Consider the following 22,477-nt stretch of genomic DNA (forward strand, 5'->3'; position numbering starts at 1 on the left):
CGGCCGACGCACCGCCTCGACCAGGCGAAACATGGCCGACACCAACGAAATATCACAACCGGCGCCGCAACTCTCCCGTGCGTATCGCGAGAGTGGCCGGAGGCGTTCACTGGCAGTTGTATCTGCCGATATCGGCGCGAGTCCGTTCGGTCAGTTGTACGCCCAATTGTTCGTACAGTGCCAGTGCGGCGCAGAGGTTGTCGCGCGCTTCGGCGTCGCTGCCCATATCGGCGAGGACATTTCCCAGGCTCTGCAACGCGTCGGCCTCGCCGTGCGGGTCGCGGATTCGCTGGGCGAGTTCGCGCGATTTCGCGTAGTAGTCGCGCGCCGATTCGTATTCGCCGAACCGGCGTTCGACGTGACCGAGGCCGCGGAGCGTGTCGACCTGGCAGAGGAAGTCGTTGATGTCCGACGCTATGCGGTACGCGGCGATGAAATCCTTTCGGGCGGAACCGTATTCACCGGACTTCCGCGCGATATTGCCGAGTCCCCACAGCGACCAGCATTCGCCGGCGCGGTCGCCGATCCGTCGCGCGATCCGCAGTGCCTCCTGATAATGCCGTTGCGCGGCGACAAGGTCCCCGGTCATTCGTTCGATGTGCCCTTGGCCCCGCACCGCGTCGCCGTGCAGCTTCGCGTTCGCGGTGCGCAGCGCGATGGCGGCGGCGTCGGAGTAATTCTGCCTCGCCCGTTCGAAATCGCCGGTACGCCGGATCACTTCGGCGTAGCCCCAGATGGTCACGGCCAACCTTTCCGGATCCCCGAGGTCGCGCGCGATCGTCAGCGCCCGTTCGAAATAGTCGTGCGCGGTGCGGTACGCGCAGGCCATGCGCTCCACATGGCCGAGGCCGTTGAGCGCGTCGCACTCGATGGCCGGGTCCGCGAGTGCGGTGGCCATGTCCAGCGCTCGAAGATAGAGCCACCGCGCGTCCGACCAGTGACCCTCGCCGAACAGATCGGTCCCGAGCAGGATGGCGAGTTCGGCGGCCGCGACGGTGGGACCGGTGGCGCCGATGCAGCCGAGCAGCATTTCCCGTTCTCTGGTCAGCCAGGCCATCGCCTGCTCCACCGCGCTGTCACCCGCGTCCGCGGCCGGATACGAGGGGCCCCACCGCGAGACGGACGAACGCTGCGGTCCGACGCGGCGGGCCACCGCGAGGCCCGCGGCGATCAGGCGCGCGAGCACGACCGCGTGTTCGCCGGGTGCGGCGTCGCGTTCCGCGTGCAGCCGGGCGAGCAGCCGGGTCAGGTCGTGCATCCGGTAGCGCGAGCCGCCGGGCCCGCCCTCGGCCGGGTCGAGGAACCCCGCTTCGAACATCTGCCTGATCAGCGTCTTGGCCTCGCCGAGCGTCGTCTGCGCCATCGTGGCCAGCGTTTCCGCCGTGATCTCCGGCCCGGGGAACCAGCCGAGCATCCGCACCCCGCGGCGTTGCGCCGGCGTCTGCAACCGCTGATAGGAGGTCTCGAAGGCGGCGCGCAGGGATTCGTCCTCGGCGGCGAACCGGTCGAGAATGTAGGCGGCGACCGATTCCCCGAATTCTTGCGGGCCCTGGTTGCCCTTGAGTTCCTCTGCCCTGGTGGCGAATTCGGCCGCGCTCTCGGCGAGCAGATCCACGCCGTGGTGCGCTATCTGGCCGCCGATCAATCGGATCGCCAGCGGCAGTCGGCCCGACGTCTCCAGAATCTGGCGGACCGCGCCGCGGTCGTATCTCGACGGCAGATTGCCCAGCTTCACCAGCAATTCCTCGGCTTCGCGCCAGCCCATCACGTCCAGGTGGAGCGGCGCGGCCTCGGCGAGGCCGGTGAGTTTTCCGCGGCTGGTGATCAGGACGAGGCAGCCCGAGGCCTGCGGCAGCAGCAGTCGCACCTGCGCGCTGTCGAGCACGTTGTCGAACACGATGAGCATGCGGCGTTGGCGCATGGCGGCTCGCCACTGCGTGGCGCGGCCGGTGAGATCGTCCATGATCCGTTCGCGCGGGATCTCGATCTCGAGCAGCAGTTGTTCCAGCACGTCGGTGGCCAGGCGGGGATCGCGCCCGACCGTGTGGCCGTGCAGGTCGGCCCATATCGTGCCGTCGGGGTAGTGCTCGGCGAAGGCCACCACCGCGTAGCGGGCCAGCGCGGTCTTTCCGATGCCGGTGAGTCCGTCGATGACGTGCACCGCGGGCCCCTCGCCACACAGGTGCCGCTGGACACGATCACGCAGTTCCTTCTTGGGCCCCGCACGGCCGGTGAAATGCGGGACCTCCGGCGGCAGGCCGGCGCTGACCGACGGACGGGTCCGGTCGTCGGAACGACGGGCGACCGCTTCCTGGAATTCGAGGCGTTCGGCGGCGGGCATCAGTTCGAGGTCGGCGAGATCGACCAGCTGTTCCCAGCTGGTTCCGTAGATGGTCGAGAGGATCTTGAGCACCCGGAGAGTCGGCCGGGCAACGGACGCGCCTGCCGCGGGCCAGGCCTCGTACTCGGAGATCCGGCTCGCCCGCATGGTGGCCTGTGGGTTGTCGGTGATCCGGTTGTAGTGGTCGGCGACGGCGCTCTGGGTCAGTTCGTTGGCGAGCCGCCAGGCCTGGCGGGGGCGGCAGCCGCGCTGGCGCAGCTCCGCCGCGAGCGGTTCGAGCAGTTGGTGCTCGGTCAGGCCGAGACCGGTCAGAAAGGCCCTGATCCGACGACGTTCGGCGGCGCCGTACCCGCCTCCTGGCCGTGGTTCCGGTCGGACGGCTCGGTCCACCGAGCACCTCCCCGCTGCTGTAGGTGTCCGCCGGACCCGGCGGCTTCCGTGCGAGTCGCCGATCCGGACAACTCCTTGGTAGCAGCGGCTTTTTCCCATGGTCAAGTACGGCGCCGCCGGTCACGGCGCGATCCGTTCGCCGCGTGTGCCTTCGCCACGCCCGCGGAGGACCATCGAGGTAACGGCCGCGCAATATCCGGCGGGTGTCGCGCAACATCGCGGCAACTCCGGGCCCTTACTGTGGCGGCAGGTGCTGTGGAGCGAGGTGAGACGTGGACCTGGACACGATCCGCGCGGTGGTGGTGGCCCGGGGGCGGGCCGACCTCGCGAGCGTCGGTGGGGCGACCGGGGTGCTGGCCGGGGGTACGTTCCTGTTCTCGGAGCCGCAGCCGCAGCTGCACCGGCTGGTGGATATCACCGCGCTCGGCTGGCCCGCCTTCACCATCACCGCCGAAGGGCTGGAAATCGCGGCGACCTGCACGTTGGCCGAGTTCGCGGGTGCCGGGCCCGGGCGCGAGCTCGGCGGCGACACGCGGTGGCCGCACTGGCCGGGGACCGCGCTGTTCGCGCCTGCCTGCCGGGCGCTGGTTGCCTCGCACAAGATCTGGCACAGCGCGACCGTCGGCGGTAACGTATGCCTCGCGCTGCCCGCCGGTGCCGTGCTCGCCGCACTGACCGCGCTCGACGGTGTCGCTCTGGTGTGGGCCGCCGACGGCGGCGAGCGCCGGATTCCACTGCGGGAGTTCGTGATCGGGCCGGGCCTTTCGGCGCTGCGTGCAGGCGAGGTGCTGCGCTCGGTCGTCCTGCCGGAGCGGGCGCTCCTGGCGCGAACGGCCATTCGAAAGATCGCGCTCGCGCCGCTCGGGCGGTCCGGTGCGCTGCTGGTGGGGCGACGGGAGGCCGACGGACGGTGCGTGCTGACGCTCACCGCGGCGACCACCCGTCCGGTCGTGCTGGATTTCCGCGCCGTACCGGACGATCGCGAGGTGGCGGCGGCGGTGGCGGGGATCGACGCGGCGCTGTGGTTCGACGATCCGCACGGATCGCCGGACTGGCGTAGGCATGTCGCGGGGCTGCTCGCGGTGGAAGTGGCCGCCGAGCTGCGCGCCGAACCCGGTGGGCGACCGTGAGATTCGAGATCGACGGCCGCATCGTCGACGCCGAACCCTGCCCGGGACAGTGCCTGCGCACGCTACTGCGCGAGCACGGGTTCTTCGCCGTGAAGAAAGGGTGCGACGCGGGGGACTGCGGTGCGTGCTCGGTGCGGCTCGACGGAAAGACGGTGCACTCGTGCCTGATTCCGGCCTACCGCGCGGCCGACCGGTCGATCACCACGGCGGCGGGGCTCGGTGCGCCGGATCGATTGCATCCGGTGCAGCGGCGAATCATCGAGGAGGCGGGGTTTCAGTGCGGGTTCTGCACGGCGGGGATGGTGGTGACGGCCGCGGGGTTGGGGTGCGGAACCGAAGCGGGGCCGGATCCCGTCGATCTGCCGGAACTCTTGAAGGGGAACCTGTGTCGCTGTACCGGGTATCGGCCTATTCGCGCGGCGCTGACAGGTGATGGTTCGGGCGGCGAGGTAGAAAACGCCCCGGCGGAAACAACCCGAGCCGCGGGAAGCGCCGGGCCGCCCTCATTCGATCGGCAAGCATCGGCGGACGTGAGTGCGCCCGAGCGCCTTTCGTCCGGCGTCGGCGCACCGGCGGGTCCTCGGATCGTGACGGGCGCCGAGCCGTTCACTCTCGACGTGCTCCCCTCCGCCGACGACCCGGCGGCGCCCCCGATCGCACCACTGCACATCGCGGTCCTGCCGAGCCCGCACCCGCACGCGCGCATCGTCTCCATCGATACCGCGGCCGCCGAGGCGATTCCGGGCGTGCACGCCGTCCTGACCTACGCCGACGCCCCCGCGGTGCCGTTCTCCACGGCCAGGCACGAGTGGCGCGCCGACGACCCGGACGACACGTTCGTCCTCGATCGCACGGTGCGCTTCGCCGGCCAGCGCGTGGCCGCCGTGGTCGCGGACAGCATGGACATCGCGTCGGCGGGATGCCGCGCCCTGCGCGTCACGTACGAGCCGCTGCCCGCCGTGTTCGATCCGGCCGAAGCGTTGACCGATGACGCGCCGAAACTGCACCGCGACAAACCGGATTCGGCGCGGATCGCCGATCGTGAACGCAATGTGGTCGCCGAATTGCACGGCGGCGTCGGTGATGTGGACGCTGGTCTGGCCGCCGCCGCGCGAGTGGTGCGCGGGACGTGGCACTCGCCGCGCGGACAGCACGTCCACCTCGAAACGCATTGCGGCACAGGTTGGCTCGACGCCGAGGGCAGGCTCGTCATCCGGTGCAGCACACAGGTGCCGTTCCTCGTCCGCGAGGAGCTGTGCCACGTCTTCGGGCTGGCGCGGGAGCGAGTGCGAGTGTTCGCGGCCCGCGTCGGCGGTGGTTTCGGCGCGAAGCAGGAAATGCTCGTGGAGGATCTCGTCGCGCTCGCGGTGCTGCGCACGGGGCGTCCGGTGCAGTACGAGTACACCCGTTCCGACGAGTTCACCTCGGCGACCAGCAGGCATCCGATGCGCGTCGCCGTCGCCGCGGGCGCGGACGCGGGCGGCGTGCTCACCGCGCTTGCCATCGACGTGCTGTCCGACGCGGGCGCGTACGGCAATCACAGCGCGGGCGTGATGTACCACGGGGTCAGTGAGTCCATCGAGGTGTACCGGTGCGCGAACAAGCGCGTGGACGCCCGCGCGGTCTACACCAACAACGTGCCCTCCGGCGCGTTCCGCGGCTACGGGCTGGGGCAGATCATCTTTGCCGTCGAGTCCGCGCTCGATGAACTGGCCCGAGAACTCGGCATCGATCCGTTCGAGTTCCGCAGGCGCAATGTCGTCGTGCCTGGTGACGCGTTCACCGGCGCGAAGGTGGAGGCGGGGGATCTGGTGTTCGGCAGCTACGGGCTGGACCAGTGCCTCGACCTCGCGCAACGAGCTTTGCTGCGCGGCAACGGGACAGCTGCTCCGGGGCCGGGGTGGTCGGTGGGCGAGGGGATGGCGTTGGCGATGATCGCGACCATCCCGCCACGGGGACATCGCTCGACCGCCGTCGCCCTGTTGCGCTCCGACGGACGATACGAAATTCGTGTGGGCACGGCCGAATTCGGCAACGGAACGACCACGGTGCACGCGCAGCTCGCGGCAACCGCCTTGGCTACCGAGCCCGCGCGGATCGTGGTCCGGCAATCGGATACGGACCTCGTCGACTACGACACCGGAGCATTCGGATCGACGGGCATCGTGGTCGCGGGCAACGCCGGTTACCGCGCCGCGCTCGCGCTGAAGGACACGATGCTGGCCAGGGCGGCCGAGCTCACCGGGACACCGGTCCGCGACTGCGTCCTCGGTCCGGACGGAGTGCGGTGCGGCGATCGGCTGATCCGCACGGCGGAGCTGGCGGCGGCGGGTGAGCTGAGAGCGCACGGCGAGCACACGGGCATCCCGCGCTCGGTCAGCTTCAACGTGCAGGCCTTCCGGGTCGCCGTCGAGCGCGCGACCGGCCGGGTTCGCATTCTGCATTCGGTCCAGGCCGCCGACGCGGGCACCGTGCTCAACCCGGTGCAGTGCCGCGGGCAGGTGGAGGGCGGGGTGGCCCAGGCCATCGGCACGTCGCTCTACGAGGACATGCGCTCCGAACACGGCGTCGTGACCACCCGGACATTGCGGCATTACCACATTCCACAGCTCGCCGATCTACCCTCGACCGAGGTCTACTTCGCCGACACCGCCGACGAACTCGGACCGCTCGGCGCGAAATCGATGAGCGAATCACCGTACAACCCGGTCGCCCCGGCACTGGCCAACGCCATCCGCGACGCCGTGGGAGTGCGCATCGATCGACTGCCGATGACGGCCGACCGGGTTTGGCGCGCCATGCAGGAGGGAGAGGAACGGTGACCGCGACACGGCTGCCGGAGAACGTCCGGGCCAGGATCGAGGCCATGCTCGAGGCCGTCGACGCCGATCTGCGGGCGCGCTACCCGGGGTCGGGGGACCGGCCGCAACCGATCCACACCGTCTACGTGCCCGCCGACCGGGCCAGCGCCGACACTCCGGCGGAATGGGGCGCGGCGGCCGTCGAGCTGCTGGACCTCCACCGCGAGTCGCTCGCCGAACTCGACACCGCGGCGGCGCTGCCCGCGGTGCGGGAGCGGTTGTCGCGCGAGCCGGTGCAGGATCTGCGGATCGATTTCGAGGACGGCTACGGCTATCGCTCGGACGAGGAAGAGGACGCGGCCGCGACGGCGGCGGGGGAAATCCTCGCCGGGTGGGCCGCGGGCGGCGGTGGACCGGCCGGTTTCGGCATTCGGGTCAAAGGACTCGGGGGCCTCGAGCGTCGCAGGGCCGTGCGCACCCTCGAACTCGTGCTGGACGCAGCGGGCGGTGTGCCGGAGGGATTCGTCTTCACGGTGCCGAAGATCCGTGCGGCCGAGCAGGTTTCGGCTCTCGTCGCGTTGTGCGAGGGGTTGGAGCGCGGGTCCGCGCTAGCCGACGGCGCGCTGCGATTCGAGTTGCAGATCGAGAGTCCGCAGGCGATCGTCGGCGCCGACGGCAGCGTGCCGGTCGCCAAGATGATCAAGGTCGCCGGACACCGTTGCGCCGGGCTGCATTTCGGCACCTACGACTACACCGCCGCGTGCGGGATCGCCGCCACAGATCAGGCGCTCGACCATCCCGCCGCCGATCACGCCAAGGCCGTCATGCAGGCGGCCGCGGCGCAAACCGGCGTGTGGGTGTGCGACGGCTCCACCCAGATCGTGCCGGACGCGGAACCGGAAGCGGCACTGCGCGAACATCATCGGCTGGTCGCCCGCGCCCTGCGCCGCGGCTACTACCAGGGCTGGGACATGCACCCGGGACACCTGATCACCCGCTGGCTTGCGACCTACGAATTCTTCCGTGGCGCGATCGACGTCGCCGTGCCACGGCTGCGGGCGTACCTCGAGCGGCGCGACGCCGCCTCGGGCGTCGTCGACGAACCCGCCACCGCCGAGGCGCTCGCCGCCACGGTGCTGCGCGGCCTGCGCTGTGGCGCGCGCTCCGAGGCGGATGTGATCTCCGCGGCGCCGGAACTGACCGAGGAGGTGTTGGGAGCGCTCGCGGCGCGCGAGCCGATCGGTGATCTCGGCATGAAGGAGAAGCGATGACCGAGTCCGACGGGCACTTCACGTTGCTGCCCGATCTGGCGGTCCGGCCGCTCGGCGGTGCGGTGATCTGGGCGAACGACGAGTTCTTCGCGGAGAAGGAGAACCTGATCAACCCCGGCGTGCCGGAGTACCGACCGGCCACCTTCGGGCACAAAGGGCAGGTCTACGACGGGTGGGAGACCCGCAGGCGCCGCGGCGTGCCGGGCGACGACGCGGCCATCGTACGGCTCGGCGTGCCCGGGGTGATTCGCGGCATCGTGGTGGACACCGCGTGGTTTCGCGGCAACTATCCGCCCGCGGTGTCGGTGGCGTCGCTGGAGGTCGAGAGTTATCCGACCGCCGAGTCGCTCGCCGCTCGCACCGACTGGACGACGCTGATCGACAGCGTGCCGGTCGCCGGAGACGCCCGCAATCCGTTTCCGGTGGACAGCGAAAAGCGTTGGACCCACGTGAAACTCACCATGCACCCGGACGGCGGGGTGGCTCGGCTTCGGGTCCACGGCGAGGGGCGGCCCGATCCCGCGCTGCTCGGCCTCGGTCCGCTGGATCTGGCGGCGCTGGAGAACGGCGCGCTGGTGCTCGACTGCTCCAACCGCTTCTACAGTTCGCCCAACCAGCTGCTCTATCCGGGATCGGCGCGGTGCATGGGCGACGGCTGGGAGACCGCGCGCCGCCGGGACGACGGAAACGATTGGGTGCGAATCCGTCTCGCCGGCCCGGGTCTCATTCGGCTCGCCGAGATCGATACGTCCTACTTTCTCGGCAACAGTCCTGGTTCGGCGCGGCTGTCAGGGCGCACCAACGACGGCACCGAGGTGGAATTGTTGCCGCGCACCGAGTTGCTGCCCGACACCAGGCACCGCTTCCCGGTCGCGCCGATGGCGGCGTCGGTGGAAGAGGTGCGCCTGGACATCTATCCCGACGGCGGACTGGCCCGGCTGCGGTTGTACGGGGAGTTGGGCGCATGAGGGATTTCGTAGGGTACGGGCCCAATCCACCGGATCCGCGCTGGCCCGGCGAGGCGCGCCTCGCTGTGCAGTTCGTGCTGAACTATGAGGAGGGCGGCGAGAACTCTGTGCTCGACGGCGACCCGAGCTCGGAGACCTTCCTCTCGGAAATCGTTCCCGCTCAGGCCTTTCCGAACCGGCACATGAGCATGGAGTCGCTCTTCGAATACGGTTCCCGCGCCGGATTGTGGCGGGTGCTCCGGATTTTCGAGCGGCGCGGCCTTCCACTGACGGTGTTCGCGGTGGCCAAGGCGTTGCAACGGAACCCGGAGGCGGTGGCGGCCTTCTCGGAGTTGGGGCACGAGGTCGCCTGTCACGGGTTGCGCTGGAAGTCCTACCAGCTCAGCGACATCGAAACCGAGCGCGCCCACCTCGCCGAGGCCGTGCGCATCCACACCGAGCTGACCGGCGCCCCGCCCCTCGGCTGGTACACCGGCCGCGATTCACCCAACACCCGCGAATTGGTCGTCGAGCACGGCGGTTTCGTCTACGACTCCGATTCCTACGCCGACGACCTGCCCTACTGGGTCACCGTGCACGGCCACGACCACCTCGTGGTGCCCTACACCCTGGACACCAACGACATGCGCTTCGCCTCTCCGGCGGGCTTCCCCAGCGGCGAGCAGTTCTTCGCCCACCTCCGCGACGCCTTCGACGTCCTGTATCGCGAAGGGGCCGAGGGAAGTCCGAAAATGCTCTCCATCGGCCTGCACTGTCGCTTGATCGGTCGCCCCGCCCGCACCGCGGCCCTCGACCGCTTCCTCGACCATGTGCAGTCCCACGACCGAGTCTGGATCACCCGGCGCATCGACATCGCCGAGCACTGGAGGTCTGTCCACCCGCCGGAGTAGGGCTCCGGCTCACTCGCGGCCGGGCAGCGCGGGCATCGTCTCCAGACCGAGCTCACTGCGTACCGCACTGACGAATCCGTAACTGCGCCGGTTGAGCAATTCAGGGGTCCGGCACGATCAGATGGGTAGCGCGCCGCGGTGTCCGCCGCCTTGCCGCCCACGCTCGGTCAGCGCGACTACCCCGTGGCCTGCCATCCGGGTGTGCGGCCCCAGGGTGAGCGGACCCACGGATGCCCGTTCGGCGATACGCATGGGGGTCATCGCATCCGGAATTCCGGTCCGCTGCTGGAACTCCGCCCACTGCGCGTCCCGTACCTCGGCGAAAGGGACACCGTCGGACAGATTTCCGATGCGGTACCCGAAGATGCCTGCGACGATGTCGTCCCAAGCGTCGGGTGGGAAGCCGTGTTCGAGCAACCACTCCGACACCGGCTCGGCGCGTAGGCCCCGCTCGGAGGGGTGCGGGTCTCCGAACAATGTCAGTTCCTCGTGGACGCAATCCACAAGGTTTGCCTCACGGATCGTTTCGCCGTTTTCGGCGATCCCCCAACCACCCCACTCGTAGTCGCCCGCTTCCTTGTACCAGTGTGCTGCGCCGAATCGACCGCTCAGCTCGGCGCAACGTTCATCCCTGGACGGGCGCGACTTCCTTGTGAGCCATGCCTGCTTGACGTCATCCGGCTCGTTCACCATGACCGTCTCCCAGAAATAGGATTCCTGCGACTCCTGGATCCGGCGATCGTCGCGGGGGTAGTGCGACGTCGGATCCCCGAATACGAGCGTCCAGCCATCGAGGACAGCGGTGACGTAGACCCGTTCGCACTCCTCGATCGGATGTCGTCGGTTTTGCGAGGCCACAACGGTGCCCATCGCGACGGTCGCCGGGACCGGATCCGACAGCCCGAACGCGTCGAGTACCGCGGCTTGGTCATCGGTGGGCAGCGCCCACCACAAGCACTCCTCCGCCGCTCGGAGGGGTTGCGGCCGCTCGCGTGCGAGCTTGCTCATGATGAACCGATGCAGCAGCGTGAGGTCGGCGGGTTCGATAGTGTGCCAGCCGATTTCGGCAAGCGCCGAGAGCGCGCCGCGCCGTTCGGGCAGGTGCGACCGCCTGATTTGCTGTAGCTGTGGAACCAGTTGCGCGCGGTCGATGATGCCCAACTGAGCGATGTAGTGATCGACGTTCATCGGTGACGTGAACCCTCCGCGAGATCGAGTGCCTGGTCGGCGTGCAGTCAGCCGTGCCAGTGCCAGAACTGTCCGACAAATCGTTCGGCTGCGAGCCGCCCAGCGTCACACTCATGACCCGCAAGCTCGAAGCCACCGGCCACATCCGCCGCAAACCCCGCCATCCGACAAGCGCGCCAGCATCGTCGAACTCACCGACAGTGGCAGGGCACTGGCCGACCGCGTCAAACAGCTGTGGTGCAGTCTGGCGGAGGAAACCGTGACCGGACTGCCCGCGCAGACCGTGGCGGACATACCCGGCATCCTCGAGACCGTGACCGGCAACGTCGACACCAGGAGGCCCCGCCACTGGCACGGTTCACCTGTGGATTCGCGACCCGACTCGCCCGGCGAATACGAACCGAGCGCGTTGGAATGGGTCCGCGGCCATGTCGATGAGATTGTGCGAACCGGCACGACCGACGGCGTCACGATCAGTGGCCGACCCACCGTGCTGATGACCTACCGGGGCGCCAGGACCGGCAAGATTCGCAAGACGCCGCTGATGCGCGTCGAGCACCAGGGGCGCTACGCGGCCGTCGCGTCCAACGGCGCCCAGCCGACCAACCCGCAGTGGTGCGCCGGCCATGCTCATGGCGGCATTCGTCGGGATGCCACCGTAGTTCGACTGGCGCCGATGGCGTTGACGACCACGTGGAGTTGGCACCGCTGCGGATCGGTCAGCGAGGGGACGAGCAGAGTCGGCATCCCGACCTCCACGGCCATTCCATCGCGGGAGGGCCGGTCGCCGACCATGAGCGTTTCCGTGGCGTGCGTGCCGAGTTCATCCAATGTCGCTCGGAATATCGCGGGATCCGGTTTCTGGATGCCGCGCTCACTGGAGAGGACGAATGTATCGATCAGATCGAACAGCTGTGCTTCGGCGAAGCAGGGCCGGATGTCGAAGTGGATGTTGCTCAAAATACCTATTTTGCAGCCATACTCGGCAAGCGCAGTGAGCGTGGCAGCGGCGTCCGCGGCGAAATGGTTGTAGGTCGGGTCGGAATCCACCGCGAAAAGCTCGTCCGAGAGTTCGGTGTCGAGCCCGGCATCCGCGAACACCGCGCGGTAGGTCTCCTCGTGACGAGCGGCGCTGGTATTGCCCTGCGGTGATCGCAGGCGGCTCGGATGTCCGTCGGCTGCCTGAATTCTTTGCAGGAGCGCGAGGGCGGCGGCGTCGTCTTGTGGGCGGCCGACCCGTCGCAGGGCTTCCTGCATCCAACGCGTCGGGGAGAGTTCCGTGACGAGCGTGCCTCGCCAATCGAAGACGACCGCTCGGATGTCAGGGGAGTGGGAACCATTGGATGGCATGGGGCTGAAGGCTATCCGCGAATCATGGTGCGGCAGGCGGAGGACTCGTCGATTCACCGGTGTTCACGGTGTCGCGGGCGCAGGACCGTCGGCGTCGCGGTTTCCGCTCGCTCCGAGCCGCAGGCGGTAGGACCCTCGGTACGGGTCGAGAGGTAGTGGCGTTCGGGACTCGAGAGCGGCGGCGCTCGAATTCGATGGAACCGAGTGGCCCTCCAGCGCGTCGAAAACAGTAGCTGACAGGTGCTGGCGCGCAGGGCTTGTCGGACGCCTCGGGCGATATCGGCGTCTGGCTATGCTGATCCAGGCACTCGCGCAGTGCTGCAAAGTGTTCGACCTGGGTGTACTCCCCGGGCGGGGGAGGTGCATCGTGGCCGAGAACTTGAACGTCGATCCGGAGCGTGTTCGCACGCACGCATCGAACGTGGAGAAGTTGGCCGCGCCCCTGGGGCAGGCGTTGGAGGCGGCGAAGGCGGTGTCGGCTCCCACGGAGGCGTTCGGGAAGATCTGCGCGTTTCTGCCGCCGTTGTTCGTCGATTCGGTCGAGACCGACGGAATCGCGGCGCTGGAGGCCGCCGTCACGGCTGTCGGCGAGGACGCGGGGAAATTGCGGACAGTGGCCGACGGGTACGAGAACACCGACAGCTCGAACGCGAGCAAGCTGAAGGCGGTTGAGCCGAACGGGCCTGCCAAGTGAGTGATGGCCAGTCGAATCCGCTGATCGCGCAGGCTGAGGACTCCACCGAGTGGTATTCGGGTGTCACGCTGTTCGAGACGGTTTCGGACACCTACGAAGCGATTTCGTCCGGCTCGTGGGTCGAGGCGGGGCTCGGCATCGTCGGTGTCGGACTCGAGGTCGCAGCCGTGGTGGTCGACCCGTTCGGCACCCTGGCCGGTTTCGGTGTCGGGTGGTTGATCGAGCACGTCGAGCCGTTGCAAGAGGCATTGAACTGGGTCGCCGGTGATCCGGATCAGATCGAGGCGTATGCCAAGACCTGGAGCAACGTTTCGGAGAAGATCAACGAGGCGGCCGAAGCGCACAAGCAGGCCATCGAAAAGGACATCTCCGAGTGGCAAGGCGCGACGGCGACCGCCTATCGGGCGCGAGCGACCGAGACCGCCGACGCGTTGGCCGCCGCGACGAAGGCGGCCGAGGCGGCATCACAGGCCATCCAGATGGCGGGCGGCGTGGTGGCCGCGGTGCGAATGGTGGTGCGAGACATCGTCGCTCAAACCGTCGGGCGGCTGGCGGTGTGGGCGGCCGAGGCGGTGTTCACCCTCGGCGTCGGCACACCAGTTGTGGCTACGCAGGCCGCCGTCTACGTCGCCAAGACCATGAACACGATCTCCACGTTGTTCCGCAAACTCGCCTCGACCATGGCGAAGCTGACCCCGCTGTTACGGAAGCTGAAGGACGCGTTCGCGGCGATCATGAAGAAGCTCACCGGGAAGCGCGGAACGACCCCGGCGGGCGCTCGCCCGTCGAAGAAGACCGATACCGACACCACACCGGCCAACACGGATACGAAACCGGCCAACACCGACACCAAGCCCGCGGGCACCGAGACGAAGCCAACGGACGCTCCGTCGAAACAACCTGATACGCCCCACAACTCGCCCGACAACACGAATCCCGCGGGCACCAACTCGCCCAGCAACACCGACAAGCCGAAGCCCAACAGCCCGTCGAAGTCGAACGAGGGCGTGGGCGATGAAGCGCGGAACAACAATCCGAAAGACACACAGAAGCCAGAGGACGTCAACTCCTGCGGTGACCCGGTCGATGCCGCGACGGGTGAATTCCTGCTTCCGGAAACCGATGTGGAGTTGCCTGGCGTATTGAGCCTGGTGCTGCGGCGCAGACATCGGTCGAGCTACCGGTTCGGGCGCTGGTTCGGCCCGTCCTGGTCGGCGACCTTCGACATGCGCGTGGTCGTCGATCAGCAGGGCGTGACGTTCGTCGGCGAAGACGGAATTCTGCTGGCCTATCCGCACACCGCCCCCGACATCGCTGTGCTTCCCTCGGGTCGTGCGCCTCGCTGGACGATGACGCGAACCGAATCCGGTGGATACCGAGTCTTCGACCCCGATCGCGAAATCCACTGGCACTTCACACCCGAGCCCACACACAGCGCCCTGCCTACGCTGCTCGGCGACTACCCGATCACCGCGATCACCGACCGCCACCACAACGAGATCCGCTTCCACTACGACACCGACGGCACCCCGACCGAAGTCACCCATTCCGGCGGCTATCGCGTACGAGTCGACACCGCCGAAGGACGCGTCACGTCGCTTTCGGTGCTCGGCCGTGACGCCTACGGCACCGAAATCGTCACTCGCGTCCGTGAATTCGGCTACGAAGCGGGCGAACTGGTATCGGTCACCAACGGCGTCGGCGCCACGACCCACTACACCTACGACGACCAGCACCGAATGCTGTCCTGGACCGACTCCAACGGCAACCAGATGCACAACGTCTACGACTGGTCCGGACGCGTCATCCGCCAGCACGGCACCAACGGCATCATGTCGGCCGAATTCGACTACGACACCCTCTCGGACGGTTCGGGCACCCGGACGACGTTCACCAATTCCCTCGGTGCGGTCACCGTCTTCGAGTTCGACAACGATCTGCGTCTGCGGAGCACGACCGACCCGACCGGAGCCCGCACCCAGACCGACTACGACGACGATCGCAAGCCGGTCCGAGTGGTTGCCGCTGACGGGGCCACCACGCTTTATGCGTACACCGACGACGGCGACCTCACCACAGTTACTCGTCCGGACGACGCGACGATCACCGTCGAGTACGAAGCCCACAACCGGCCCGCCGCGATCCGCGATGCCGATGGTTCCGTCCGGCGCTTCGAATACGACGAAGAAGGCAATCTCGCCGCGATCGTCGACAGCGCCGGGCAGCGCACCGTGCACACCCACCACCCCTCCGGCGCCGTCGCGTCGATCACCGAATCCACCGGCGCCCGCACGGTCATCGAAGTGGACGGGGCTGGGCTGCCGATCACCATCGTGGACCCGCACGGCGGAGTATCCCGGATCGTGCGCGACCATTTCGGCCGCCCCGTCACCGTGATCGATCCCTTGAACGCGATCACCCGTTATCAGTGGTCCGCAGAGGGAAAACTTCTGTGCCGCAGCAATACACCTACGACGCGCTCAGCAACATCACCAACAGCCGACTGCCCGAAACCAGCTCCACCACACCCAACCTGAGCACCGCCACCGCTGACGCCGACAGCACCGACTCCACCACCGACAACCGTCGCGAATACCGCAACAACCTCCTCATCCGAGACGGCCGCACCCGCTACCACTACGACGAGGCCGGTCGCCTCATCCGCAAGGAAACCACCCGCCTATCCCGCAAACCCGACATCTGGCACTACCGCTACAACGCCTTCGACCAGCTAACCGATGTCTATACGCCGGACCGGCAGTGGTGGCACTACACCTACGACGCCTTCGGTCGGCGTACCACCAAACAACACCTCACCGGCGAGGGCGCCGTCCTCGAGCGCACTGATTACGCGTGGGACGACACTCAGCTCATAGAACGAAGCGCCCCCCAGGGCGTGATGCGCTGGAGTTACCAGCCCAACACCTATACACCCATCACCCAAACCACCGACCAAGCCGCCATCGACCGCGAATTCTTCGCCGTTATAACAGATCTCGTCGGCACCCCAACCGAACTCATCGACCCTTACTCCACGCATACCGCTGGATCTGCCCACATAGATCTGTGGGGTAGAACAACTTGGAGCGGTCGGACAAGCACCCCCCTGCGATTCCCTGGCCAACTTCATGACGCCGAGACCGGTCTTCACTACAACCTTTACCGGACCTACGATCCAGCTAGTGGGCGGTATATTTGCGGTGACCCACTCGGACTGGAACCGGCACCGAATCCACACTCGTATACGCACAATCCGCTCATCTGGCTCGATCCACTGGGACTTGCACCGGAATCCTGCCGGCAGCCCACATACGGAAATGGCGGGCACATTGACAATATTTCGCCGGAAGACGCCCGAAGAATTCAAAACGCAGCTAACGCCCGCGGAGTGACGATTCACGTGGTCGGAAGTCGAGCAACAGGCTCTGCCGGGCCATTTTCAGATTGGGACTATGTTATCGAGGGAATCAACTCCAGGATGCGCAGTCGAATACAAAGTTCCTTACCGCAGGGTGCGGTGGAACTGGGTCATGGGAGACGAATCGACATCTTCCGGCGGAATTTGGTGGAAGGCATGCCCTATGTGTCGTTCCACCCGAACTGAAGGGCTCTAAATGAAATTCGATGCTGAGATAATCGGTACCGAAGGTGACTATTCACTCGTAGCGTGGGAAGGTAGGAGGTTTCCTGGACTGCTCGTGCAGGGTGACAGTTTGAGCATTCTTCTCGATACTCTCGAAGAGTCGATCTCTGAATTGCGGGAAGGTAATGTCGACGATGGAATGTTCGCTTTGGAGGCGGCGCTCGCCGCTGTTCGTTCGATGATTGGGTCTTACGAAAGGCTGATGGCGTATTCCGGACACCCGCTGCCATATGCGCCGAGAGGCAACGGCTAGGAGGACGAGTCGATAGCTGAAGCAGGTCTTGTACGCACGAAGGTATGAGGCGGAAAGGCGTGGAGCAAGGTATACGCAGGATGAGTTGCGCTGCATCGCATCCAACGGCTCGCTCTTCTGTCGGGCCGCAGCGGGGAAGATGTCCCGATCTGTAACAAGAACACGCTGCGTCGGTATTGCAATGAACACTCCAACGCTCGACGACTCGGTGTCTTGCTTCTGTACCGAACCGAACATTTCCGGACTGTATAGTCGGGTTCTGTAGTTCGAAACCAATCATTGGAGCACGTGAAATGGATTCGAGTCGGGGATGACTACTGCGACGCTGGATCCCAGCTGAGGATCTCGAGGAACTCAATCGTCACATCGTCGGCGAGATCGAGCTGGCTCAGAGGTTTCCGGCTGATGCCCGTGTTCCGGGGGGACGGTGAATCGCGATCGGTGCCTTGAACCAACCACGTCGTTGTTCCTGGGGCGCGGCACTTCCTCGGATCGCCGCTGGGCCGGACCTTGCTCGCGTGGGGATCGAGTCGCCGCGATCGACAACGTGAGTACCGGCCGTATCGCCGCTGACGAAAGCTGAGTTGGCTTCGGACGGCCTTCGTTTCCTTCGCGGCTAGCTCGTCCTGTGGGTCGGATGGATGTGGCGGCCGACTGCTCCGGTGGCGCACCACGAAGGCCGCGAGCCGACGACGTGTGCCGACTCTTCACCCGAGGCGTGACGCCGGATCGGTCACGGTATGGGTTCCAAACGGCGATGGTATGGATACATGGCTTCGATTCCCCTTGTAATTGGGAACTCTTGGGCAACACGCTGAGCGGAGGAACGAGGAGGCCGATATGAGTGAGTTCGCCTGCGGCGATTGCTGGCGCCGCGAGAACCTGACCTTCGCGCAGCGACTGGACCCGGCCTACATCCGGCGCGGGAATGGGCAACTGTGCGAGGAGCATCGGGCCAGCCGGAACGAATCCCGGGCACTGGCGCCGCTCGCGAAGCGCTCGTGTCGATCGAGATCCATATCCGGTAAAGAGAACAGCCACCTGTAGCTACACCGAGGGCCGGACCGACTGTCGAGGCAAATGCCCGGCAGGTCGTTACGAGGCCGAACCGGAAGCTGTGCGATCCCGCAGAAGTAGCACAGAGCCTTGGTTCGAAGCGACGAGTCACCGCCTCGGCAACCTGCGCCTCCTCACCCTCGGTGCGCCGGTACTTGCGCACCATCGAGCGACCCCGCGCCCGAAAGGCGCGGGGTCGCTGTGTATTTCAGGAAACCTTGCTCAGGAGAACAGATTTCGCACGAACGGTAGGGAATCGGGCAGAGAGGCGTTGACGGCTCCGCTGTGGTCCTGGTCGTACGTGCGCAACGTGACCGGCTGCCCGTTGGCCTGCAACGTCGCCGCGAAGGCGAGAGTCGCGGGGGTGATGACGTCGGTGTCGCGCAGGCCCTGGCCGAGGAAGAGGGGGCGGTCGTAGCCGGATTCGGGGAGACCCATGGTCCGGGTGAGGATGCCGCGCAGGTCGGGGATCTGGGCGAGGGGGCGGGCGAAGAGGTCGCCGAGGACGACATCGGCCGCGCCGAGCTCGTCGCCGAATTCGTTGATGCACACGGTGCGGGCGCGAACGAGCCACTCGCGGCCGGCGTCGGTCAGGTAGGACTCGATGTCGAGTTCGGGGTAGGTGGTGCGCAGGCCGTTGAGGATGTACAGCACGTAGGCGGTGCTGTGCGGATTCAGTTCCAGCGGCGGCATGCCGGGGCCGAGCGGCAGCAGGATGTCCTCGATGTAGGCGGGCACGCCGGTGCCGACCGCGCCGCGGTAGTCCAGATCGGGCCCGCCGAACTCGGTGGCGTAGCGGGCGGTGAAGACGGCCGCGCCGCCGCCCTGCGACTGGCCGACCACCACCCACTTCTTCGCCAGCGCGGGATACCGGCTGGTCGCGGCCTTCACCGCGTCCACGACGTTGTGTGCCTCGACGGCGCCGTTCAAGTAGGGGTGCTCGCCGGGTGTGCCGAGGCCCGCGTAGTCGGCGGCGACCACGGCGTACCCCTGCTTCAGCCAGGTGCCCAGGTAGGCCCAGTCGCGTTCGCGGGCGCCGGGGCCCGCGATGCTGTAGGCGCAGTCGTCGCCGAGGCCGACGGTGCCGTGCGCCCAGGCGATCACCGGCCACCCGCCTTCGGGCGGCGTTCCGGCCGGGAAGTAGACGGCGGCGCTCGTGGTGGTCGGCGCGTTGCCCGCGGTGGTGGAGCGGTACAGGAGGCGGGCCGCGTCGGCGGCGTCCGGCGGTGTCGCGACCGCGGCGAGCGGCGCGACGGATTCGACCGTCCCCGTCGCGAGGTCCGCGTTCGCGGTGGACGGGTACAGCAGGGCGGTCGCGCAGGCCGTGACGGCCGCGGCGAGGCATAGCTTCCGCATGGGGCTCCTGTTCGACGGGCGTGGTCGCGCCGAGTACTCGATGGGCGCGGGGCACTCCGCAAGAGTTGGACGCTTGCTCGAGATTGACTCTTCGCCCAAGTCTGCCCCATCCCCGCGGCGGAGGGTGTCGTGGCCCACACGGAGGGCACCCGCCTCAACCTGTGAATCGACTCACAGACCGATTCGTCCCGGCGTGTTGCCGCGGGGCCGAGTGGTGAACCCAAACAGTACGAGCGTTACGCTAAAAGCCCACGTCAGGGCTACCCGCGGGTAGGTTGAATGCTTGCAATTCGCCCGCAAATTTCGCAAAGTTGGCAAACGGTAGGCGAAACCTAGCTGAGATTCACATTAGCAACAGGTAGACGGCTATTTCTCGGTGTGCCATCGTGTGGAAGTACACCCCAAGGGCCTAGCAACCCTGCAAATCGCCGCTCCAGCAGATCGAGTGAAATCTCGGCAAGCGCGGCACCGACCGACCAAAGAAGTGGAGTCAGAGATGTCGACCACCGGCACCCCGAAGACCGCTGCGGAAATCCAGCAGGATTGGGACACCAACCCGCGCTGGAAGGGCATCACCCGTAACTACACCGCGGAGCAGGTGGTGAAGCTCCAGGGCACCGTCGTCGAGGAGCACACGCTCGCTCGCCGCGGCTCGGAGATCCTGTGGGATCTCGTGAACAACGAGGACTACATCAACTCCCTCGGCGCCCTCACCGGCAACCAGGCCGTGCAGCAGGTCCGCGCCGGCCTGAAGGCCATCTACCTGTCGGGTTGGCAGGTCGCCGGTGACGCGAACCTCTCCGGCCACACCTACCCGGACCAGTCGCTGTACCCGGCCAACTCGGTGCCGCAGGTCGTGCGTCGCATCAACAACGCGCTGCTGCGCGCCGACGAGATCGCCAAGGTCGAGGGTGACACCTCGGTCGCCAACTGGCTGGCTCCGATCGTCGCCGACGGTGAGGCCGGCTTCGGTGGCGCGCTCAACGTCTACGAGCTGCAGAAGGCCATGATCGCGGCCGGTGTCGCCGGTTCGCACTGGGAGGACCAGCTGGCCTCCGAGAAGAAGTGTGGCCACCTGGGCGGCAAGGTGCTGATCCCCACCCAGCAGCACATCCGCACCCTGACCTCCGCGCGTCTGGCCGCCGACGTCGCCGGCGTGCCGACCGTGGTCATCGCCCGCACCGACGCCGAGGCCGCCACCCTCATCACCTCCGATGTCGACGAGCGCGACCGCGAGTTCCTGGACGGCACCCGCACCGCCGAGGGCTTCTTCGGTGTGAAGAACGGCATCGAGCCCTGCATCGCGCGTGCCAAGGCCTACGCCCCGTACTCCGACCTCATCTGGATGGAGACCGGTGTGCCGGACCTCGAGGTCGCCCGCAAGTTCGCCGAGGCCGTCCGTGGCGAGTTCCCGGACCAGCTGCTGGCCTACAACTGCTCGCCGTCCTTCAACTGGAAGGCGCACCTGGACGACGCGACCATCGCGAAGTTCCAGCGTGAACTCGGCGCGATGGGCTTCAAGTTCCAGTTCATCACCCTGGCCGGCTTCCACTCGCTGAACTACGGCATGTTCGACCTGGCGCACGGCTACGCCCGCGAAGGCATGACCGCGTTCGTCGACCTGCAGGAGCGCGAGTTCAAGGCTGCCGCCGAGCGTGGCTTCACCGCCATCAAGCACCAGCGCGAGGTCGGTGCCGGCTACTTCGACACCATCGCCACCACCGTGGACCCGAACACCTCCACCGCGGCGCTCAAGGGCTCCACCGAAGAGGGTCAGTTCCACTGAGTTGACCAGCCCGCAGTGATGCAGGCCCGCAATCCTCTACTCGAGTAGGGGTGTACCGCCCTCCCCGCCGAACAGCCCCGGCGGGGAGGGCATCCCTATAACTTGGACCAGAACCCCAAGCCATCCCAGCCACACCAGACCAGCAGGAGCGGGACGTGAGCAGCGAGAAGATTCAGCGTGTCGGCGTCATCGGCGCCGGACAGATGGGTGCCGGAATCGCGGAGGTGTGCGCCCGGGCGCACGTCGACGTGCTCGTCTACGAACAGACCCGGGAACTAGCGGCCGCCGGCCGCGCCCGCATCCTGCGCTCGCTGGATCGCGGCGTGAGCAGCGGCAAGATCACCGAGCGCGAGCGTGAGCAGGCCGCGTGGCGGCTGCGCTTCACCTCCGACCTCGGCGACTTCGCCGACCGTCAGCTGGTCGTCGAGGCCGTGCTGGAGAACGAAGAGGTCAAGACCTCGATCTTCGCCGAGCTCGACAAGGTCGTCACCGACCCGAACGCGGTGCTGGCCTCCAACACCTCCTCCATCCCGATCATGAAGATCGCCGTCGCGACCGCGAACCCCGAGCGCGTCGTCGGCATGCACTTCTTCAACCCCGTGCCGGTGCTGCCGCTGGTCGAGCTGGTCACCACCCTCAAGACCAGCGAGGCGGTCTCCCAGCGCGCCGAGGCCTTCGCCGGTGACGTGCTCGGCAAGCAGGTCGTCCGCTCGGCCGACCGCTCCGGCTTCGTCGTCAACGCGCTGCTGGTGCCGTACCTGCTGTCCTCCATCCGCATGGTCGAATCCGGTTTCGCGACAAAGGAAGACGTCGACAAGGCCATGGTGCTCGGCTGCGCCCACCCGATGGGCCCGCTGGCGCTGACCGACCTCGTCGGTCTGGACACCGTCAAGTCGATCGCCGACTCGATGTACGCGGAATTCAAGGAGCCCCTCTACTCCGCGCCTCCGCTGCTGATGCGCATGGTCGAGGCGGGCCTGCTCGGCAAGAAGACCGGCGCGGGCTTCTACCAGTACAACTCCCCCGCCTCTCCGCGTAATTAGCGGGCGGCGCGAAGCCGTCGGCGTCGGGGCGCCCGTGCCGGCGGTTGGGTGCCGAACCGATTTCGGTCGTACCCGGCGAGTTACCCGGCCCTTGCGAGATCGGTTTCGCGTCGGGCGAAGGAGTTCGCCGGGTCTTCGGCCTGGCACTCTGCAGCGTCGATCTTCGTTTCCTCAGGTGCACGTCGCCCCGCAGGTGGCGGCGTCCACCATCACCGGGCATAAGCTGCGATAGGTCTGGGTGGGTCGGCGGAGCCGCTGCTCATCGCCTCGCAGTGATACCAGTAGTAACGGCATAAGCTGCAAGGACGCCGAGTCGT

General features: G+C 67.2%; 16 protein-coding genes and 1 pseudogene. 13 read left to right on the top strand and 4 right to left on the bottom strand.

Annotated elements, in window-relative coordinates; translation table 11 throughout:
• Nucleotides 1–106 precede the first annotated feature (106 nt).
• A complete protein-coding gene (locus tag FB390_RS08710; RefSeq protein WP_185756977.1) occupies nucleotides 107–2,731 on the bottom strand; it encodes a tetratricopeptide repeat protein in 2,625 nt (874 codons plus the stop codon).
• A 272-nt stretch (nucleotides 2,732–3,003) separates the two neighbouring features.
• On the opposite strand from FB390_RS08710, the gene FB390_RS08715 reads away from it, so the two are divergent.
• From FB390_RS08715 to puuE, 5 genes are read left to right on the top strand one after another with little or no spacing between them, the layout of a single operon-like run.
• On the top strand, nucleotides 3,004–3,861 hold the full coding sequence (locus FB390_RS08715) for an FAD binding domain-containing protein (RefSeq protein WP_141808507.1): 858 nt from the start codon (nucleotides 3,004–3,006) through the stop codon (nucleotides 3,859–3,861).
• Complete coding sequence (locus tag FB390_RS08720; RefSeq protein ID WP_141808508.1) at nucleotides 3,858–6,683, top strand: molybdopterin-dependent oxidoreductase; 2,826 nt, start codon at nucleotides 3,858–3,860, stop codon at nucleotides 6,681–6,683. The genes FB390_RS08715 and FB390_RS08720 overlap by 4 nt, the downstream gene beginning before the upstream one ends.
• Nucleotides 6,680–7,933, top strand: a complete 1,254-nt coding sequence (locus FB390_RS08725; RefSeq protein ID WP_425465852.1) for a DUF6986 family protein — start codon at nucleotides 6,680–6,682, stop codon at nucleotides 7,931–7,933. The genes FB390_RS08720 and FB390_RS08725 overlap by 4 nt, the downstream gene beginning before the upstream one ends.
• The gene (gene alc / locus FB390_RS08730) at nucleotides 7,930–8,901 is read left to right on the top strand and encodes an allantoicase (RefSeq protein ID WP_141808509.1); all 972 of its coding nucleotides are present in this window, start codon (nucleotides 7,930–7,932) and stop codon (nucleotides 8,899–8,901) included. The genes FB390_RS08725 and alc overlap by 4 nt, the downstream gene beginning before the upstream one ends.
• On the top strand, nucleotides 8,898–9,791 hold the full coding sequence (gene puuE / locus FB390_RS08735) for an allantoinase PuuE (protein ID WP_141808510.1): 894 nt from the start codon (nucleotides 8,898–8,900) through the stop codon (nucleotides 9,789–9,791). Before alc ends, puuE begins: the two co-directional genes overlap by 4 nt.
• A gap of 117 nt (nucleotides 9,792–9,908) precedes the next feature.
• On the opposite strand, the gene FB390_RS08740 is transcribed toward puuE, so the two are convergent.
• Entirely contained in the window at nucleotides 9,909–10,979 is a 1,071-nt protein-coding gene (locus tag FB390_RS08740) for a hypothetical protein (protein WP_141808511.1), read from the bottom strand.
• 364 nt (nucleotides 10,980–11,343) lie between these two features.
• On the opposite strand from FB390_RS08740, the pseudogene FB390_RS34610 reads away from it, so the two are divergent.
• Nucleotides 11,344–11,586 (top strand): annotated as a pseudogene (locus FB390_RS34610) (nitroreductase/quinone reductase family protein); the annotation flags it as partial.
• A gap of 23 nt (nucleotides 11,587–11,609) precedes the next feature.
• Here FB390_RS34610 and FB390_RS08750 read toward each other — a convergent pair.
• Complete coding sequence (locus FB390_RS08750; protein WP_221639232.1) at nucleotides 11,610–12,329, bottom strand: HAD family hydrolase; 720 nt, start codon at nucleotides 12,327–12,329, stop codon at nucleotides 11,610–11,612.
• A 292-nt stretch (nucleotides 12,330–12,621) separates the two neighbouring features.
• Here FB390_RS08750 and FB390_RS08755 point away from each other — a divergent pair, with 292 nt between their 5' ends.
• The 5 genes from FB390_RS08755 (at nucleotide 12,622) to FB390_RS08775 (ending at nucleotide 17,966) form a co-directional block, all read left to right on the top strand.
• Complete coding sequence (locus tag FB390_RS08755) at nucleotides 12,622–13,023, top strand: type VII secretion target (protein WP_141808512.1); 402 nt, start codon at nucleotides 12,622–12,624, stop codon at nucleotides 13,021–13,023.
• Complete coding sequence (locus FB390_RS08760; RefSeq protein WP_141808513.1) at nucleotides 13,020–15,560, top strand: DUF6531 domain-containing protein; 2,541 nt, start codon at nucleotides 13,020–13,022, stop codon at nucleotides 15,558–15,560. Before FB390_RS08755 ends, FB390_RS08760 begins: the two co-directional genes overlap by 4 nt.
• Complete coding sequence (locus FB390_RS08765) at nucleotides 15,476–16,627, top strand: RHS repeat-associated core domain-containing protein (protein WP_246123926.1); 1,152 nt, start codon at nucleotides 15,476–15,478, stop codon at nucleotides 16,625–16,627. Before FB390_RS08760 ends, FB390_RS08765 begins: the two co-directional genes overlap by 85 nt.
• Before the next feature lie 10 nt (nucleotides 16,628–16,637).
• Nucleotides 16,638–16,919: a DUF6959 family protein gene (locus FB390_RS08770; RefSeq protein WP_141808515.1), complete on the top strand. Its 282-nt coding sequence runs from the start codon at nucleotides 16,638–16,640 to the stop codon at nucleotides 16,917–16,919.
• A gap of 840 nt (nucleotides 16,920–17,759) precedes the next feature.
• Nucleotides 17,760–17,966 carry a hypothetical protein gene (locus FB390_RS08775; protein ID WP_141808516.1) on the top strand — a complete coding sequence of 69 codons (207 nt, stop codon included), beginning with the start codon at nucleotides 17,760–17,762 and terminating at the stop codon, nucleotides 17,964–17,966.
• A 231-nt stretch (nucleotides 17,967–18,197) separates the two neighbouring features.
• Here FB390_RS08775 and FB390_RS08780 read toward each other — a convergent pair whose 3' ends face one another.
• Nucleotides 18,198–19,331, bottom strand: a complete 1,134-nt coding sequence (locus tag FB390_RS08780; protein WP_141808517.1) for an alpha/beta hydrolase — start codon at nucleotides 19,329–19,331, stop codon at nucleotides 18,198–18,200.
• Nucleotides 19,332–19,827: 496 nt separating this feature from the next.
• Between FB390_RS08780 and aceA the strand changes: the two genes are divergently transcribed.
• Together aceA and FB390_RS08790 are read left to right on the top strand one after the other, a co-directional pair.
• Nucleotides 19,828–21,117 carry an isocitrate lyase gene (gene aceA, locus FB390_RS08785; RefSeq protein WP_067790976.1) on the top strand — a complete coding sequence of 430 codons (1,290 nt, stop codon included), beginning with the start codon at nucleotides 19,828–19,830 and terminating at the stop codon, nucleotides 21,115–21,117.
• A 155-nt stretch (nucleotides 21,118–21,272) separates the two neighbouring features.
• Nucleotides 21,273–22,160: a 3-hydroxybutyryl-CoA dehydrogenase gene (locus FB390_RS08790; protein WP_141808518.1), complete on the top strand. Its 888-nt coding sequence runs from the start codon at nucleotides 21,273–21,275 to the stop codon at nucleotides 22,158–22,160.
• The last annotated feature ends 317 nt before the right edge of the window (nucleotides 22,161–22,477 follow it).

The organism is Nocardia bhagyanarayanae, from assembly GCF_006716565.1.
Taxonomy (GTDB): domain Bacteria; phylum Actinomycetota; class Actinomycetes; order Mycobacteriales; family Mycobacteriaceae; genus Nocardia; species Nocardia bhagyanarayanae.